17 protein-coding genes are annotated in these 16,745 nt (G+C 30.3%); all 17 read left to right on the top strand.

Going from position 1 to position 16,745, the window contains the following annotated elements:
* The first annotated feature begins 5 nt into the window (after positions 1 to 5).
* The 17 genes from O3802_RS00325 (at position 6) to sufU (ending at position 16,719) form a co-directional block, all read left to right on the top strand.
* Positions 6 to 323 (top strand): YbaB/EbfC family nucleoid-associated protein, encoded by a 318-nt coding sequence (locus tag O3802_RS00325; RefSeq protein ID WP_004631908.1) that lies wholly within the window; start codon positions 6 to 8, stop codon positions 321 to 323.
* A 1-nt stretch (position 324) separates the two neighbouring features.
* The gene (gene recR, locus O3802_RS00320; RefSeq protein WP_371457808.1) at positions 325 to 921 is read left to right on the top strand and encodes a recombination mediator RecR; all 597 of its coding nucleotides are present in this window, start codon (positions 325 to 327) and stop codon (positions 919 to 921) included.
* Between the two features lie 20 nt (positions 922 to 941).
* Positions 942 to 2,918, top strand: coding sequence for a transketolase (gene tkt, locus O3802_RS00315; protein ID WP_371457807.1), 1,977 nt, complete (start codon positions 942 to 944; stop codon positions 2,916 to 2,918).
* The gene (locus tag O3802_RS00310) at positions 2,908 to 3,273 is read left to right on the top strand and encodes a S1 RNA-binding domain-containing protein (protein ID WP_371457806.1); all 366 of its coding nucleotides are present in this window, start codon (positions 2,908 to 2,910) and stop codon (positions 3,271 to 3,273) included. The genes tkt and O3802_RS00310 overlap by 11 nt, the downstream gene beginning before the upstream one ends.
* 279 nt (positions 3,274 to 3,552) lie before the next feature.
* Positions 3,553 to 6,177, top strand: coding sequence for an alanine--tRNA ligase (gene alaS / locus O3802_RS00305; RefSeq protein WP_371457805.1), 2,625 nt, complete (start codon positions 3,553 to 3,555; stop codon positions 6,175 to 6,177).
* Between the two features lie 161 nt (positions 6,178 to 6,338).
* Complete coding sequence (locus tag O3802_RS00300; protein ID WP_004631918.1) at positions 6,339 to 6,644, top strand: Asp23/Gls24 family envelope stress response protein; 306 nt, start codon at positions 6,339 to 6,341, stop codon at positions 6,642 to 6,644.
* Positions 6,645 to 6,657: 13 nt separating this feature from the next.
* Positions 6,658 to 7,053: a transcription antitermination factor NusB gene (gene nusB / locus O3802_RS00295; protein WP_371457804.1), complete on the top strand. Its 396-nt coding sequence runs from the start codon at positions 6,658 to 6,660 to the stop codon at positions 7,051 to 7,053.
* A 13-nt stretch (positions 7,054 to 7,066) separates the two neighbouring features.
* Positions 7,067 to 8,326, top strand: a complete 1,260-nt coding sequence (gene xseA, locus O3802_RS00290; RefSeq protein ID WP_371457803.1) for an exodeoxyribonuclease VII large subunit — start codon at positions 7,067 to 7,069, stop codon at positions 8,324 to 8,326.
* On the top strand, positions 8,326 to 8,526 hold the full coding sequence (gene xseB / locus O3802_RS00285; RefSeq protein WP_004631923.1) for an exodeoxyribonuclease VII small subunit: 201 nt from the start codon (positions 8,326 to 8,328) through the stop codon (positions 8,524 to 8,526). The genes xseA and xseB overlap by 1 nt, the downstream gene beginning before the upstream one ends.
* Positions 8,519 to 9,379 (top strand): polyprenyl synthetase family protein, encoded by an 861-nt coding sequence (locus tag O3802_RS00280; RefSeq protein ID WP_371457802.1) that lies wholly within the window; start codon positions 8,519 to 8,521, stop codon positions 9,377 to 9,379. Before xseB ends, O3802_RS00280 begins: the two co-directional genes overlap by 8 nt.
* 516 nt (positions 9,380 to 9,895) lie before the next feature.
* Complete coding sequence (locus O3802_RS00275; protein ID WP_371457801.1) at positions 9,896 to 11,047, top strand: glycerate kinase family protein; 1,152 nt, start codon at positions 9,896 to 9,898, stop codon at positions 11,045 to 11,047.
* Positions 11,031 to 11,894 (top strand): DMT family transporter, encoded by an 864-nt coding sequence (locus O3802_RS00270; RefSeq protein ID WP_371457800.1) that lies wholly within the window; start codon positions 11,031 to 11,033, stop codon positions 11,892 to 11,894. Before O3802_RS00275 ends, O3802_RS00270 begins: the two co-directional genes overlap by 17 nt.
* 15 nt (positions 11,895 to 11,909) lie before the next feature.
* On the top strand, positions 11,910 to 12,803 hold the full coding sequence (locus O3802_RS00265) for a C39 family peptidase (RefSeq protein ID WP_371457799.1): 894 nt from the start codon (positions 11,910 to 11,912) through the stop codon (positions 12,801 to 12,803).
* A gap of 232 nt (positions 12,804 to 13,035) precedes the next feature.
* Positions 13,036 to 13,779 carry a Fe-S cluster assembly ATPase SufC gene (gene sufC / locus O3802_RS00260; protein WP_004631932.1) on the top strand — a complete coding sequence of 248 codons (744 nt, stop codon included), beginning with the start codon at positions 13,036 to 13,038 and terminating at the stop codon, positions 13,777 to 13,779.
* A 1-nt stretch (position 13,780) separates the two neighbouring features.
* Complete coding sequence (gene sufD / locus O3802_RS00255) at positions 13,781 to 15,067, top strand: Fe-S cluster assembly protein SufD (protein ID WP_371457798.1); 1,287 nt, start codon at positions 13,781 to 13,783, stop codon at positions 15,065 to 15,067.
* A 1-nt stretch (position 15,068) separates the two neighbouring features.
* A complete protein-coding gene (locus O3802_RS00250; protein WP_371457797.1) occupies positions 15,069 to 16,298 on the top strand; it encodes an aminotransferase class V-fold PLP-dependent enzyme in 1,230 nt (409 codons plus the stop codon).
* Positions 16,288 to 16,719 carry a Fe-S cluster assembly sulfur transfer protein SufU gene (gene sufU, locus O3802_RS00245; RefSeq protein WP_371457796.1) on the top strand — a complete coding sequence of 144 codons (432 nt, stop codon included), beginning with the start codon at positions 16,288 to 16,290 and terminating at the stop codon, positions 16,717 to 16,719. Before O3802_RS00250 ends, sufU begins: the two co-directional genes overlap by 11 nt.
* Positions 16,720 to 16,745 lie beyond the last annotated feature (26 nt).

Below are 16,745 nucleotides of genomic sequence, written 5' to 3'. Positions count from 1 at the left end.
ATAAAATGCGTGGAATGGGAAATATGCAGCAAATGATGAAAAAAATGCAAAAAATGCAAAAAGATATGATGGCTGCACAAGAAAGTCTTAAAGATCAAACTGTAGAAGGAACTGTATCTGGTGGTATGGTAACTGCAGTGGCTAACGGAGATGGAAAAATTTTAGATATTAAAATTAAAGAAGAAGTAGTCGATCCAGATGATATCGAAATGCTACAAGATATGGTCTTAACAGCAGTGAATGATGCGTTAGAAAAATCAAATAAACTTAAAGAAGATACAATGGGAAGATTTACTAACGGCTTAAATATTCCAGGTTTGTAAGATGAATTATCCTAAACCAATTTTAGATTTAATAGATAGTTATTCATTACTACCAGGTATTGGGAGAAAAACTGCAGTTCGCCTTGCTTTTCATACATTAAAAATGCACGATGATGACATTAAAAATTTTGCAGATTCTCTACAAGGATTAAAAGAAAAACTTACTAATTGCAAAATTTGTCATCGTCTTAGTGAAACACATGTTTGTGACATTTGTTCTGATAACAGTAGAGATAAGTCTACTATATGTGTGGTAGCCAATGATAATGACCTCGTTGCTATGGAGAATATGCAACAATATAGAGGACTTTATCATGTTTTAGATGGTCTTATATCGCCTATGGATGGTATCGGGCCAATGGATATTAATATCAAATCATTATTTGAAAGAGCACAAGATGCGGCAGTTAAAGAAATAATTTTGGCAACAAATTCTTCACCGGAAGGAGAAGGAACAGCAAGTTTTATTTCAAGATATTTAAAAAATACGGATATAAAAGTTACCAGAATTGCTCAAGGTATTTCATTTGGAAGTGATATTGAGTATGTAGATGAAGTTACATTATCGCGAGCGATATCGGGTAGAATAGAATTATAATTTAGGAGGCAATAAATAATATGTTACAACAATCAGTAAATGCTATTAAGGTATTAGGTGTTGATGCTATAAACAAGGCAAAATCAGGACATCCTGGAGTTGTTATGGGAGCTGCACCAATGGCTTATTCATTATTTACTAAACACCTTAGAGTAAATCCTAAAAAAACAGATTGGATAAATAGAGATAGGTTTGTTCTTTCTGCAGGTCATGGTTCAATGTTACTTTATTCTTTATTACATCTATCAGGATTTGAGGATGTATCTTTAGAAGAAATCAAAAACTTCAGACAATGGGGTTCTAAAACTCCCGGACATCCAGAATTTGGACATACAAAAGGTGTTGATGCAACTACTGGACCATTAGGACAAGGAATTTCTACAGCAGTAGGAATGGCTCTTGCGGAAAGATATTTAGCGGCCAAATATAATAAAAAAGGGTATGAGTTATTTGATCACTATACTTATGTAATTTGTGGTGATGGAGATATTATGGAAGGTGTTGCTTCTGAAGCATCAAGTTTTGCAGCAGTGCAAAAACTAAATAAACTTGTAGTTCTTTACGATTCGAATGATATTTGTTTAGATGGTGAAACAAAAGATGCTTTTAGTGAAAATGTTCGTGCTAGATATGATGCATATGGTTGGAATACTATATTAGTAGAAGATGGGGCTAATGTTGAAGCGATAAATGCAGCTATAGAAGAAGCTAAACAATCTGATAAACCTACATTAATTGAAGTTAAAACAATTATTGGAGCGGGATCTCCAAATAAACAAGGAACTAATGGTGTACACGGTGCGCCACTCGGAGAAGAAGAAACAACTCTATTTAGAAAAGAAATTGGTTGGAATTATGAACCGTTTGAAATTCCAGAAGAAGTATATGCAGACTTTAAAGTTAATGTTACAGATCGTGGGGAAACTGCGAATAATGAATGGGAAAAATTATATAATAAATATAAAGAAAAATTCCCAGAGTTAGCTGCTGAATTAGAAGAAGTACTATCAAGAGAAGATATTAAACATCTTTCTAAAGAAAGCTTCAGTTTTAAAAATGTCGGAGAAGCTCAAGCTACTCGTAATTCATCTCAAGATGCAATTAACAGTATTGCTAAAGTTTTACCAACATTCTTTGGAGGTTCAGCAGACCTTTCTCACTCTAACATGACATTTATTAAAGGTGAAGGTCTTCAAGATGATGCTCATCGTACTGAACGTAATATCCAATTTGGAGTTCGTGAATTTGCAATGGCGACAGTGCTTAACGGAATGATGTTACATGGCGGAGTGCGTGTATTTGGAGGAACATTCTTTGTATTTTCTGACTACTTAAAAGCTGCATTGAGATTATCAGCGTTACAAAACTTACCTGTAACATATGTATTTACTCATGACAGTATTGCTGTTGGTGAAGATGGTCCAACACACGAACCAATAGAACATCTTGCATCATTACGTACTATACCAAATACTTATGTATTCAGACCAGCAGATGCTACAGAGACTCAAGCAGCTTGGTATTTAGCACAAGATGTTAACGATAAACCAACATCGATAGTTCTTACACGTCAAAATTTACCAGTTTTAGAAAATTCATCATTTGAAAAAGTGGCTAAAGGTGCTTATGTTGTTTATGAAACTTCAAGTGATTTTGATACAATTTTAATCGCAACCGGTTCAGAAGTAGCATTGGCGATAAGTGTTGCTCAAGAATTAGAAAAAGAAGGCATGAAAGTTCGTGTTGTTAGTATGCCTTCTATTGAATTATTTGAAGAACAAACTAGCGAATATAAGGAAGCTTTATTACCACGCAGTATACGTCGTCGTGTGTCACTAGAAATGGGTAATACTGCTCTTTGGTACAAATATGTGGGGCTTGATGGTTTAGCAATTGGTATTGATAAGTTTGGAGCGTCAGCGCCAGCAAATAAAGTTATTAAAGAATATGGATTTAATGTTGAAAAAGTAGTAGTGAGAATAAAAAATGAGCTATAAAGAAATACAACCTGGTGATATAATTAAAGTTAAAATAACAGCAGTTAAACCGTATGGTGCATTTTTTGAAACACGAGACCGTCAAGTAGGTTTGATACATATTTCAGAGATAACAAATTGCTTTATTTTTGATATAGGAAGTTACATTAAACAAGATGAAGAATTAGAAGTAAAGGTATTATCGATAAAAGATAATAAAATAAATGCGACTCTTAACTTTAATCATAAAAAGACAACTAAGAAAGAAATTAACAGTTTAGACACGTTGAATTTCGAATATGGTTTTGATACTTTAAAACAAAATATGAAACTTTGGCAAAAGAAAGCGTTGTTAGAAATGAGAAATTCTAAGTAAAATCTATTGACATTTGTTTTAGAACTGTATATAATGTATCTAAATAATAAATGAAGTTTAGGAATTAGAAGTTAGTAATATTATATTTAGAGAGAGTCTAGTGGTGAAAAAGATTCATAATATAACTTTTATGCTACCTATATAGTGCTTCATCGGCAGTTAAGCCGTTATAAAAACTAATGAGGAGCATGGCTCAAATTAGGGTGGTAACACGATTATAGTCGTCCCTTGTGTAATATATTTACACAAGGGATTTTTTTTAATTGAAAGGAGAAAAAAATGAAACAATTAACATCAACACAAATTAGAAGAATGTATTTGGATTTCTTTGTAGAAAAAGGTCATAAGATTGAGCCTAGTGCTTCGTTAGTGCCAGTAGATGATCCATCTTTATTATGGATTAACTCGGGGGTAGCAACATTAAAAAAATATTTTGACGGACGTGAAATTCCAGAAAATCCTAGAATTACTAACTCACAAAAATCAATTCGTACAAATGATATAGAAAATGTTGGTAAGACTGCGCGTCACCATACATTTTTTGAAATGTTAGGAAATTTCTCTATTGGTGATTATTTTAAACCAGAAGCTATTGCATGGGCATGGGAATTTTTAACTTCTGAAAAATGGCTAGCTTTAGAAAAAGAAAAATTATCAGTAACTATTCACCCAGAAGATACAGAAGCATATGATATTTGGAAAAATGTCATCGGGCTTCCGGAAGACAGAATTATTCGTATTGAAGGAAACTTTTGGGATATAGGAGAAGGACCATCAGGACCAAATACTGAAATTTTCTATGATCGCGGGCCAGAAGCTGATACTTGGTCTCCAAAAGAAGAAATGTATCCTGGTGGAGAAAATGATCGTTATCTTGAAGTTTGGAACGTTGTATTTAGTCAATATAATCATAATGCAGATGGAACATATACAGAACTTCCTGCAAAAAATATAGATACAGGAATGGGACTTGAGCGTATAGTTTCAGTTCTTCAAGATGTGCCTACTAACTTTGATACAGATTTATTTATTCCAATTATTAGAGAAATTGAAAAATTATCTGGAGCAAAATATGGTGTTAGCAAAGAACAAGATGTAGCGTTTAAAGTTATCGCAGACCATATACGAACAGTAGCATTTGCAATTGCAGACGGAGCTCTTCCATCAAATGAAGGTCGTGGTTATATACTTCGTCGTTTATTACGTCGTGCAGTACGATTTGCAAAAATTTTAGGGTTAAACAGTTCATTTATGTATAAACTTACTGACATAGTAGCTGAAATTATGATTGATTACTACCCAAATGTTAAGGAAAGTGTAAGCTTTGTTAAAGATGTGATTCTTAAAGAAGAGGACAGATTCCATGAAACACTTCATGAAGGAGAAGCAATCTTAACTAATATTGCGAACGAAGTAAAAGATACAACAAAAGTTATCTCCGGGGAAGATGCATTCAAACTGTATGATACATTTGGATTCCCAATTGAATTGACAGAAGAGTATGCTGAAGAATTGGGGTTAACAGTTGATATTGATAGTTTCAATGAAGAAATGGAAAAACAAAAAGAACGTGCTCGTGCATCTCGTCATGATGATTCATCAATGCAAGTTCAGTCAGATTTATACAATAGAATTATAGGAGACAGCGAATTTGTTGGTTATACACAATTAATAGAAAAATCATCAAAACTACTTGCAATTGTAGATAAAGAGGATAATCTATTAGATAAGTATACAGGAGCAGATGTAGTGAAAGTTGTCTTTGAAAGAACACCATTTTATGCTGAAAGTGGTGGGCAAGTAGCGGACCGCGGAGAGATTATAGCACTAGGCTTCAAAGGAGAAGTTCTAGATGTTAAAAAACTTCCTGATAAACGCCATATTCACTTTGTAAAAGTCGTTGAAGGAGAACTTCTTGTAGGAAATGAATATGAACTTGTAGTTAATAGAAATTATAGATTAAATATTGAGAAAAATCATACTGCAACTCACTTATTAAACGAGGCTCTTCGTCAACAAGTAGGAACGCATATTAAACAAGCAGGTTCATTAGTAACTGATGACAAATTACGATTTGATATTACACACTTTGCACCATTAACTAAAGAAGAAATCGAAAGAGTTGAACAAGAAGTTAATGAACAAATTTGGAATGCTTTAGAAATTAAAACAGAAGAAATGCCTATAGCTGAAGCTAGAAAACTTGGTGCTCAAGCATTATTTGGTGAAAAATACGGTGATGTAGTACGTGTTGTTTCTATAGGAGATTATTCTATAGAATTATGCGGTGGAACACATAATGCAAATAGTAGTGAGGTTGGAATTTTCAAGATAGTTTCTGAATCAGGTGTTGCTGCTGGAGTCCGTAGAATTGAAGCTTTAACAGGGAAAGCTGCTTATGAATATTTAAGAAAACAAGAAGAAACTCTGCGTTCTGTAGAAAAATTAACAAAAGCAAACTCTACTAATGTTATTGAAAAAGTTTCTAGTTTACAAGTAGAAATTAAAAAATTAACTAAAGAAAAAGAAATTCTTCAACAAAAAATTGCTAATGCTGAATTAAACAATTTAGTTAATGATATCAAAGAGGTAAATGGTGTTAGTGTTTTAACAAGTGTTGTAGAATCAGAAAATATGAATCACTTAAAACAACTTGTAGATAATGCTAAATCGAAACTAGAAAATTATGTTATTGCTTTTGCATCTATTAATGAAGATAAAGTTAATTTTGTTGTAGCAGTTGATAAAACTATTACAGATAAATATAATGCAGGAAAACTTGTTAATGTGCTTGCAACAGTGTGTGATGGGCGTGGCGGAGGACGTCCTGATATGGCTCAAGCAGGTGCTAAAAATAAAGAAAACATAAATAAAGCATTTGAAGAATTGTTAGCTAATATTTAATTTTTAGGTAGTTTCTAAGATAAAATTTAAGGGAAGTAAGATAATAAATTTACGTTATCTTACTCCCTTTTTTTGATCGAATATGGTATAATAATAGGGATATAATCATTTTATGTTAAACAGAGAGTTTTACATAAAATAAACTTAGGAGGAATAAGGAAATGGAAAATAAAAAATTAGGAAAAGTAGAAATAAATCCAAGTGCATTAAGTGTTATTGCAAATATTGCAGCAACAGAAGTAGAAGGAGTATCAAAATTATTAGGTAAAAAAGTTTATTCACGTGGAGTAGAATTAGAATTTGTAGATAATGAATTAATTATAGACGTTTATTGTAATATGAAATCAGGTTATGGTGTAGCGAAAACAGCTCGTAAAATTCAAGAGAATGTAAAAAATTCTATTTTCAACATGACTGAAATTACTACGAAAAGTGTCAATGTTAATGTATTAGGAATAGATTTTTAATTAGGAGGCTTTAATGAAAAGTAGACACGAATTAAGAGAAGCTGTATTTAAGATCTTATTCCAAATAGAAAACACGGAGTTAGACTATAAGGAACTTTTAGAACTAGAACAAGAAGAGATAGCTAATAGTAGCTATGTTAATAATACTCTAACTGAAATTATTGATAAACTTGAGGAAATTGATAATGTAATTAGTAATAATTTGAAAGATTGGAAACTTGAACGTCTTTCTAAAATGGATAGACAGATATTACGTATTTCAGCATATGAAATATTACATAGTGATATTCCATATAAGGTTTCTGTCAATGAGGCGGTGGAGTTATCTAAAAAGTACAGTGAAAAGGACGAGAGCTATAAATTTATCAATGGTGTTTTAAAAGGTATAGTAGAAACTTCAACAAAATAAGAGGTAAAACCTAGTGGAAGAAAGAACATATTTAACTGTAACAGCCTTAAATAAATATATAGAAAAAAAATTTTTGCTAGATCCATACTTAAGTGAAATATATATAAAAGGTGAAATTTCAAATTTGAAACTACACAATAATAACAATATGTATTTTTCTATAAAAGATGAGAATACAAGAATAAATGCTGTGTGGTTTGGGGCTAAAAATCTTGAATTTAAAGACGGCGATACAGTTTTAATAAAATCAAAAGTTAATTTTTATTATCCGAGAGGAGAGTATAATCTTCTTGTAATGGATATAAGAAAAGATCGTATAGGCGAACTGTATCAAAAGTTTTTAGAACTAAAAGAAAAGCTTGAGAAAGAGGGGTTATTTGCACCACAGTACAAAAAATCAATTCCCAAATTTAGCCAAAATATCGGAGTGATAACAGCCCAAACTGGTGCTGCTATTCAAGATATAACAAGGACTATTCAACGTCGTTTTCCTATCGCTAACATAAATGTTTATTCTACACTTGTACAAGGTGAGGCATCAGTTCAAGATATTGTAAAAAATATTAAGTTGGCCGATGAGGATAATAATGATGTAATTATTTTGGGTCGTGGAGGTGGTACAATTGAAGATTTGTGGAGTTTTAATACAGAAGAAGTAATTCGAGCAATTTTTAATTGTAAGACTCCGATAGTAACGGGAATAGGACATGAAACAGATACAACTTTAGCTGATTTCGTATCAGATAAGAGGGCCTCTACACCTACAGCAGCAGCAGAGCTCGTAACACCAAATATTGAGGATATAAAAAACAGATTAAATTTTAATAAAGATAAATTATATAATAGAATAAATTTTATTATACAAGGTTATAAAAATAGAGTGCAAAATAGTATAGAGAATCCATATTTTAAAAATTATGATAATATTTATATTGAATATAGAAAAAAAATATTATTGTTTGAGCGAGATTTATCAAGAGTAATTGAAAGTAACTTAAGAGATAAGAAACTTAACTTATCATATACTTGTGAAAAAATAAAAAATATAGATGTTTTGGTAAAGCATAAAGAGAAATTTTCTAGAAAAGTGGAACGTTTAGAAGCAAATTCTCCTCTTAACATCTTGAGAAAGGGTTATTCTATTACGTTTTCAGATAATAAAAAAATAGTGTCAATACATGAGGTTAATAGAAAAGATAATTTATCGATTCGATTAATAGATGGAATAGTTGAATGTGAAGTGACTGACATTATAGAAGAAGGAGTAAAATAATGGCTAAAGAGAATTTCGAAACTAATTTAATAAATTTAGAAAAAATAGTTCTAGAATTAGAAGAAGGGAATTTATCTTTAGAGGATTCTCTTAATCGTTATAAAGAAGGTATAGAACTAATCAAAAACTGTAACATTATTATAGAAAATGCAGAGAAGGAAGTAACAAAATTAGCTAAGGATTTCAAAAAAGATGAATAAATTTCAAGTTTTTATAGATGAAAATAAAGATATACTAAACGATTTTGCAAAGAAGTATATAGAAAAAACAGATATGCCAGAATTGTTAAAAAAATCTATTTCTTATTCTTTAGTTAATGATGGTAAGAAAATTCGTCCATTATCATTTTTATATTTATTAAAATATTATGGAGAGGATTTTGCTGAATACTTTGATGTGGCATTAGCAATTGAATTAGTTCATACATATTCATTGGTTCATGATGACCTTCCAGAAATGGATAACGATGATTATCGTTGGGGAAAATTAACTAATCATAAAGTCTTTGGACAAGATGTTGCGGTACTTACAGGAGATGCTATGTTAACCTTGGCGTTTGAAGTATTAAGCAATTCTAATATTAAACCAGATTTAAAAGTAAAATTAATTTCTCAATTTGCTAATTATTCTGGGGCAATGGGAATGATTGCAGGACAAATTTACGATATTAAGCAAAAAGAGTATGAGGTTAATGCAGACTATCTTCGTAGAATGCATAGTTTAAAAACAGGAAAACTAATAGAATTACCTCTTGATTTTGCATGTCAAATTGCAGGTAAAGTAGAAGAATTAAGTGATATAAATTCTTTTGGTAAAGAATTAGGAATAGCATATCAAATTAAAGATGATATTCTTGATTATTATGGAGATTTTGAAAATATCGGTAAGTTACCGAGTGATGAGGATATGATAACTTATCTTAGTTTTTATGGTATTGAACAATGCGAAGAGTTATTAGAGAAACATACTACATCAGCCATAGAAATAGCGAGAAAATTAAAAAATTTTGAATTAGAAGATTTTTCTAATTATTTATTAAAAAGAAATAAATAAGAAAAAATGATTAGTAATCAATAAAGCGATTGCTAATCATTTTATTTTGTATTATATATTATAAAGATTAGTTTATAGTATAGATATAAAAAACCACGATAGTTTAGGGGTAAACTTCGTGGTGCTATACAGTTTTAAATATTAAAACCTAGAGAAAGAGGGCATTAATTAGTTATAATATATTATGATACAAATGCAGCTTACTGGCACAAACATGAGGATTACTTTATTAAAAGTAGTTTGTACTGCAATGTATAATTCAAAACTGTATTATTTCTTAACTAAGTTAAGAATAAATTTAGCCCAACTCTGAATATTATTCAAAGTTCTCTATAAAGTGCAAATCACTTTACATAATCATTATACTAAATAAAGGACTATATTTAAAGTATTTGTGTAAATTTTATATATAAAATTTTAGAATAAAAATTATAACGTAGAGTATTTTAAAAAAGTATAATAGATGATAAAATAGTTTTAGAGTAACATAATTAACATGAAAAAGAGGTGTTTAAAATGGACATTTTAGTTGCTATTAATGAGTTTAAAGGATCTCTTTCTTCTGAAGAACTCAGGGAGATTGTTACTAAAAAGATTTGCGAGATTATACCTAGTGTTAATGTTAGTAGCCAAGTTATAGCAGATGGTGGAGATGGCTTTTTAGCACTATTTAAAGACTTTACTAAAGAAAGTTTTATCACAGTTAATGCTTTAGGAAAAGAAATAAGAGCGGAGTATTTAATTAACAATTACAGAAAAGAAGCAGTAATAGAAGTAGCAGAAATAATAGGATTAAAACATTTAACTGACGAAGAAAAAGATCCATATAAAACAACGACTGCTGGATTAGGAAAACTTATAAAATATTTATTAAAACAAGGGATAAAGCATTATATAATAGGATTAGGTGGATCAGCAACTAATGACTGCGGAATAGGAATGTTAACCGAACTTGGTTATAAATTTACTGATGAAAAAGGAAAACGCTGTAAACACGGAATCAGTGATTTGAAGAGAATAGTAAGCGTTGAAGAGGATATTAATAATGAATTGAAAGAAGCTAGCTTCACCATAATATGTGATGTCACTAATCCCTTACATGGTAAAAAGGGAGCTACCTATGTTTATTCTAAACAAAAAGGATTAAAAGATAATGAATTTGAAATTGTAGATAATTATGTGAAGAATTTTTCAAATATAATTAAGGAAAAATATTCTAAAGACTTGTCTCATATAGCAGGAAGTGGTGCTGCGGGAGGGTTAGGATATGCTTTTCTCATGTTTACTAATTCTAACCTAAAAAAGGGTTCTAATTTTATGATAGATTATCTTAATCTAGAAAAGAAAATATCGGAAGTTGATATTCTTATTACAGGTGAAGGTAAGTTAGACAGACAAAGTTTTATGGGAAAAGCACCTATTGAACTTGCAAAAATTGCAAAAAAATATAATAAAAAAGTAATTTTTTTAGCTGGAAGTATTAGAGATGATGAAATAGATTTACTAAGCGATGAAGAAAAAACTATTATTGATGCATCATTTTCTATACAAAGGGGTATTTGTACACTAGAAAAAGCAATGATAAAAGAGAATGCAGCAAAAAATGTAGAAAGGACTATGGAGCAGCTTTGTGCTTTATTAGGGTTTATTCATGAAAAAACAAAATAATATTTTAATGGGAATTTTTTGCATTATAATGGCAGGGTTTGGATTTTCACTTATGTCTTTATTTGTAAAACTTTCAGGAGATTTACCCTCTATGCAGAAGGGAATATTCAGAAATATTATAGCAGCTATTATATCTGCAATTCCGTTATTTAAACATCGTTTTAATATAACTACGCCAAAGTGCAAAGAAGAATGGGCTGTTTTAGTAGGACGCTCTATGTTTGGAACTATAGGTTTAGTCTTGAATTTCTATGCAATTACCCATATAAGCTTAGCGGATTCTTCAATAATTCAAAAGTTATCTCCTTTTGTAATTCTAATCTTATCTTATATATTTTTTAAAGAAAAAATGACGAGTTTTCAGATAGGAGCGGTAATAGTAGCTTTTTTGGGAGTAATGTTGGTTATAAAACCTAGTGGAAGTGGCCTAATAAGCACAGGGGCACTAGCTGCATTAGTTGGGGCTCTTTTTGCTGGTATGGCATATACTTGTGTAAGATACTTAGGAACACATAACATCTCTGGAGAATTTATTATATTCTTTTTTTCATTAACATCAACATTAATGTTATTACCATATTTAATTTTTGATTATCATGCAATGACACTTTATCAGTTCTCAATGTTGATTTTAGCTGGTGCAAGTGCATCTATTGGACAGTACGGAATTACTTTTGCTTATAGATATGCGGCAGCAAAAAATATAGCAGCTTTTGATTATTCACAAGTTGTATTTTCAGGTATTTTAGGATTTATTGTTTTAGGAGAAATACCTGATCTTCAGAGTTTTATAGGTTATATTGTTGTTATTAGTGTAGGCATAGTTTTAGTTTTAAGATCGAAATAGAAAGGTAACATATGTATGAAGAAAGACAATATTATTATTAGTATAATTTGTGGAATAGTTTTATTATCGATTATTTTATTTTTTTATCATAATTATAAAAACTTTTTTCAGTATGATAATAATGCTGAGACAAATGAAAGTTTAGTCAAAAAAGATATGGAAAAAATAAAAGTGAGAGACGGAATAAGAGGACCACAACACCCAACGCCATTTATTGTAAAAAATGAAGAGGTTAATCAAAATCTTTTTGAAAATACGCATTATAACTTATTGGGGCAACTTATATATTTACAAAGAGACCAATTGCCTGATGCCGAAAAAAAATTATATGCTAATAACAAAGATACCAAAGAATATATATTAGGATATTTAAATGGTCAGCAGGGGACTCCTTTTGAATATGGAGAAACTGTTGAACTGAAAAGAAAATATCCATATTATGTACAATGGGATAGACGTTGGGCATATGATGCTTTGGGCGGAACTAATGTTGCTATAGGAGGATGTGGACCCACAGTAGTTGCTATGGCATTAAGCGGTATGTTAAAAGATGAAACTATTACACCAAAACAAATTTCAGAAATAGAAAATACAAACGGATACTTTACATCATTAGGCACAAAATGGAGTTTCTTTGATTTTATAGCAGACAAGTATAATTTAAAATCAATAAAACTATCATTATCAAAAGCGTCAATTAATGAGGCTATTGATAGAGGTAATCCGATAATTGCATCTGTTCATCCTGGAAAATTTACTACTGTTGGACATATCATTTTAATAGTTGGTAAAAATAACAGTGGAAATTATATAATAAATGATCCTAATAGCTATAATCGTACACTAAAGGTGTGGTCATATGATGAATTAAAAACAGAAATAATAGCGATGTGGGAGTTTTCTAAATAACAAGAGTTTTAAGTAGTAAATTCATGTAAAATATAATGCGTTATATTAAAAAAAAGAGTCTATTTAGTTGTGAATTTCTATTTGAAAAAGGATACAATTGAACTAAACCAATAATTTGATAATTAATACAAAAAAGATTATAATAAAACATGTTAATATAGAGTAACAATTTAAAATTTTAATTAAAAATTTTATCTGTTAACTAAACTTTATAGAATATGGAGGAATAAATATGTCAGTTCTTGATATTAGAGATTTACAAGTATCAATAAATGAAAAGAATATACTAAAAGGATTAAACTTAGAAATTAAATCCGGAGAAATCCACGCGGTTATGGGACCGAATGGAGCTGGAAAATCAACGTTAGCATCTGCAATAATGGGGCACCCTAAGTATGAAGTAGATGGTGGAAGTATTTTACTAGATGGGGAAGAAGTTCTTGAGATGGAAGTTGATGAAAGAGCACGCGCAGGTCTTTTCTTAGCAATGCAGTACCCATCAGAAGTGCCGGGAGTACCAACCTCTGAATTTATTAAATCAGCTATTAATGCACAACGTGATGAAAATATGCCATTGATGAAATATATTAAAAAATTAGATCAAACAATGGAATTTTTAGAAATGGATTTAAAAATGTCTCAACGTTATGTTAATGATGGTTTTTCTGGTGGAGAGAAAAAACGTAATGAGATCTTACAAATGATGATGATAGAACCAAAATTTGCAATTTTAGATGAAATTGATTCTGGATTAGATATTGATGCTTTGAAAATAGTTTCTAAAGGTGTTAATAAAATGCGTGGAGAAGATTTTGGTTGTCTAATTATTACTCACTATCAACGATTATTAGATTATATTGAACCGGATTTTGTTCATGTACTAATGGATGGCAAAATTGTAAAAACAGGTGGACCTGAGCTTGCACTTCGCTTAGAAAAAGAAGGATATGATTGGTTAAAAGAAGAGGTCAAGTAATATGGAAAATAACAAATTAAAACTTAGTATAAAAACTTTGCAAAATATTTTTTCTAATACAGAAGAACCAACTTGGTTTTTAAACACTAGAAAATTAGCGTTATACAGAAGTTATACATTACCATTTCCTAAATTAGAGTCTATGAATTTAGATAACTGGAATTTATTTAATATAGATTTTTCTACATTACGTCTAGAAGAGATGAATACACTTGATATTTCTAATTATGGTCTTGAACAAGATGATTTTGCAATAGTTCAAAAAAACAATACAGTAGTTCATGTTAGTATTCCAGAAAAATATAGAGATAAAGTAATTATTAAAGATATTTTTTCTGCAATGAATGATGATCGTATAAAAGATAGCTTTATGAGTGTGGTAGATTATGCTGAAAACAAAGTAACAGCTGTTCATTATACATTATTGAACGCGGGATTATTTATTGATGTAAAGGAAAATATTGTTATTGAAGAACCACTTCAATATATTGTGATTTCTGACAAAGAACAAAGTTTATTTAATCATGTTACAATTAATGTAGGAGAAAATTCAACATTCAATTTTATTGAAAATTATATTAATACTACAAAAGAGGATAAAGCACCGTTTAGCTTTGTAGCAGAAGTTGTAACACATGAAGGAGCTAAAATAAACTACAGTTCTATTACAAATCAACCTAGAGAAAAACGTGGCACTATTTTACGACGAGGATTAACATTTAAAAATTCTTTAATTAATTGGAATGTGGCTGCAATGGATGAAGCTGATGTTTATCATGATAACACTACGAACATTTTAGGGGATGGTTCAGAAGCTAATCTTAAAATTGTGACATTAGGTGTAAAAGAGCAAAAAACTTACTTCAATAGTGAGGTAGTTAACCAAGGTTTAAGTTCTAAAGGCGATATTCTTCAACACGGTGTGCTTTTAGATAAATCACATATTGTTTTCAATGGTGTAGGTTTTATTGTAAAAGGAGCAACTGGCTCTAATGCATATCAAAGTTCTAGAATGTTAACTTTATCATCTGATGCGAAAGCCGATGCTAATCCAATGTTATTAATTGATGAAAATGACGTTATGGCCGGTCATGGAGCATCATTAGGGCGTATTGATGAAGAACAATTATACTATTTACAAAGTCGAGGTTTAACAAGAAAAGAATCTAGTAGATTACTAGTACATGGTTTTTTATCGCCTGTTATTGCTGAATTAACAGTCGATAAGATTAAAGACTTGGTTACTGTATTAATAGATCAAAAAATCAATAATAACGAGAGTGAATAAAATGAAAAATTTATCTAGTTATAGGGAAGATTTTCCTATATTGAAGAGAAAAATTCGTAATAACAATTTAGTATTTTTGGATAACAGTGCTACGACACAAAAACCTATCCAAGTAATTGATGCAATTAGTGATTATTATAAAAACTATAATTCGAATATCCATCGTTCTGTCTATACTTTAGGAGATGAATCTGAAAAAATATATGAAGAATCTAAAGAGTTAGTTAAAAACTTTATAAATGCTCAGAGTTATGAAGAGATAATTTATACAAGTGGGACCACAGAAAGTATAAATTTTATTGTACGTATGTTAGAACAAGATATAAATGAAGGCGATGAAGTTATATTAACATATATGGAACATCATGCAAATATTATTCCTTGGCAACAATTGGCTCTTCGTAAAAATTTGACTTTAAAATATTTAAAGTTTGATAAAGAAGGGAAAATTAACTTAAAACAGTTAGAAGAATATATTACTGAAAAAACAAAAGTAGTTTCGATTTGCCATGCATCAAATGTACTAGGCACTATTAATCCAGTATATAAAATTGGAGATTTACTGAAAGATAAAAATATTTATTTTGTAGTAGACGCTGCCCAATCAGTACCACACTTGAAGATTGATGTATCTGAAATGAATTGTGATTTTCTTGCTTTTAGTGCTCATAAAATGTGTGGGCCTACGGGAATTGGAGTTCTTTATGGTAAAAAATCTTTACTAAAAAAATTCAATCCTGTAGAGTTTGGTGGGGGAATGATAGGCATTGTTGATGAAACTTCAGCTACTTGGGCTCAGCTTCCTGATAAATTTGAAGCAGGTACGCCTCTTTTAGCGCAAGCTGCAGGTTTAAGTGCCACAATTAAATATCTAGAAGCTGTAGGTTTAGATAATATTGAAGAATATACAAAAGAGTTAACAGAATATATGTATTCTGAATTATCTAAAATTGAGAATATAGAAATTTATGGTCCAAAAAATGTAAAAGATAGAGTGTCACTAGTATCCTTTAATTTATCAGGTGTTCATCCCCACGATCTTACAAGTTTTTTAGATGAGAAAGGAATTTGTATTCGTGCAGGACATCAATGCACTCAGCCTTTACTAGGAAAATTAGAAGTGTATTCAGTTGCACGTGCTAGTTTATATTTCTATAATACACGTGAAGAAGTTGATTTCTTTATTCAAACTCTAAAAGAAACAAAGGAGTTTTTTGAAAATGAGTTTTAGTAATTTAAAGGATTTATATAAACAAGTAATAATGGATCATAGTAAACATCCGCGTAATAATGGGGAATTAAGTGACAGTTATAAACTAGAAATGTTAAATCCTTCTTGTGGCGATAAAATTACTGTGAGTATGAAAATAGAAAATAATATCATTACAGATATTAAATTTACAGGCACAGGATGCTCAATATCATTAGCTTCCGCTTCTATGTTGACAGAAGAATTAAAAGGTTTATCAGTGCAAAAAGCAAATGAAAAAATTCATGATTTTCTAAATATGATTATGGGAACTGAATTCAATGAAGAAAATCTAGAAGATAGTATTGCTCTGCAAAATATATCGCAACTTCCAGCTAGGGTAAAGTGTGCTACGTTAGCATGGAAGATTACAGAAAAAATATTAGAAGATAATAAAAAATAGAAAAAGGAGTGATAGGATTGAATAAA

The organism is Gemella sp. 27098_8_92, assembly GCF_041433685.1.
Lineage (GTDB): Bacteria > Bacillota > Bacilli > Staphylococcales > Gemellaceae > Gemella.
Note: the sequence above shows the minus strand (reverse complement) of the source record. Positions and strands in the feature narration are given on the sequence as shown.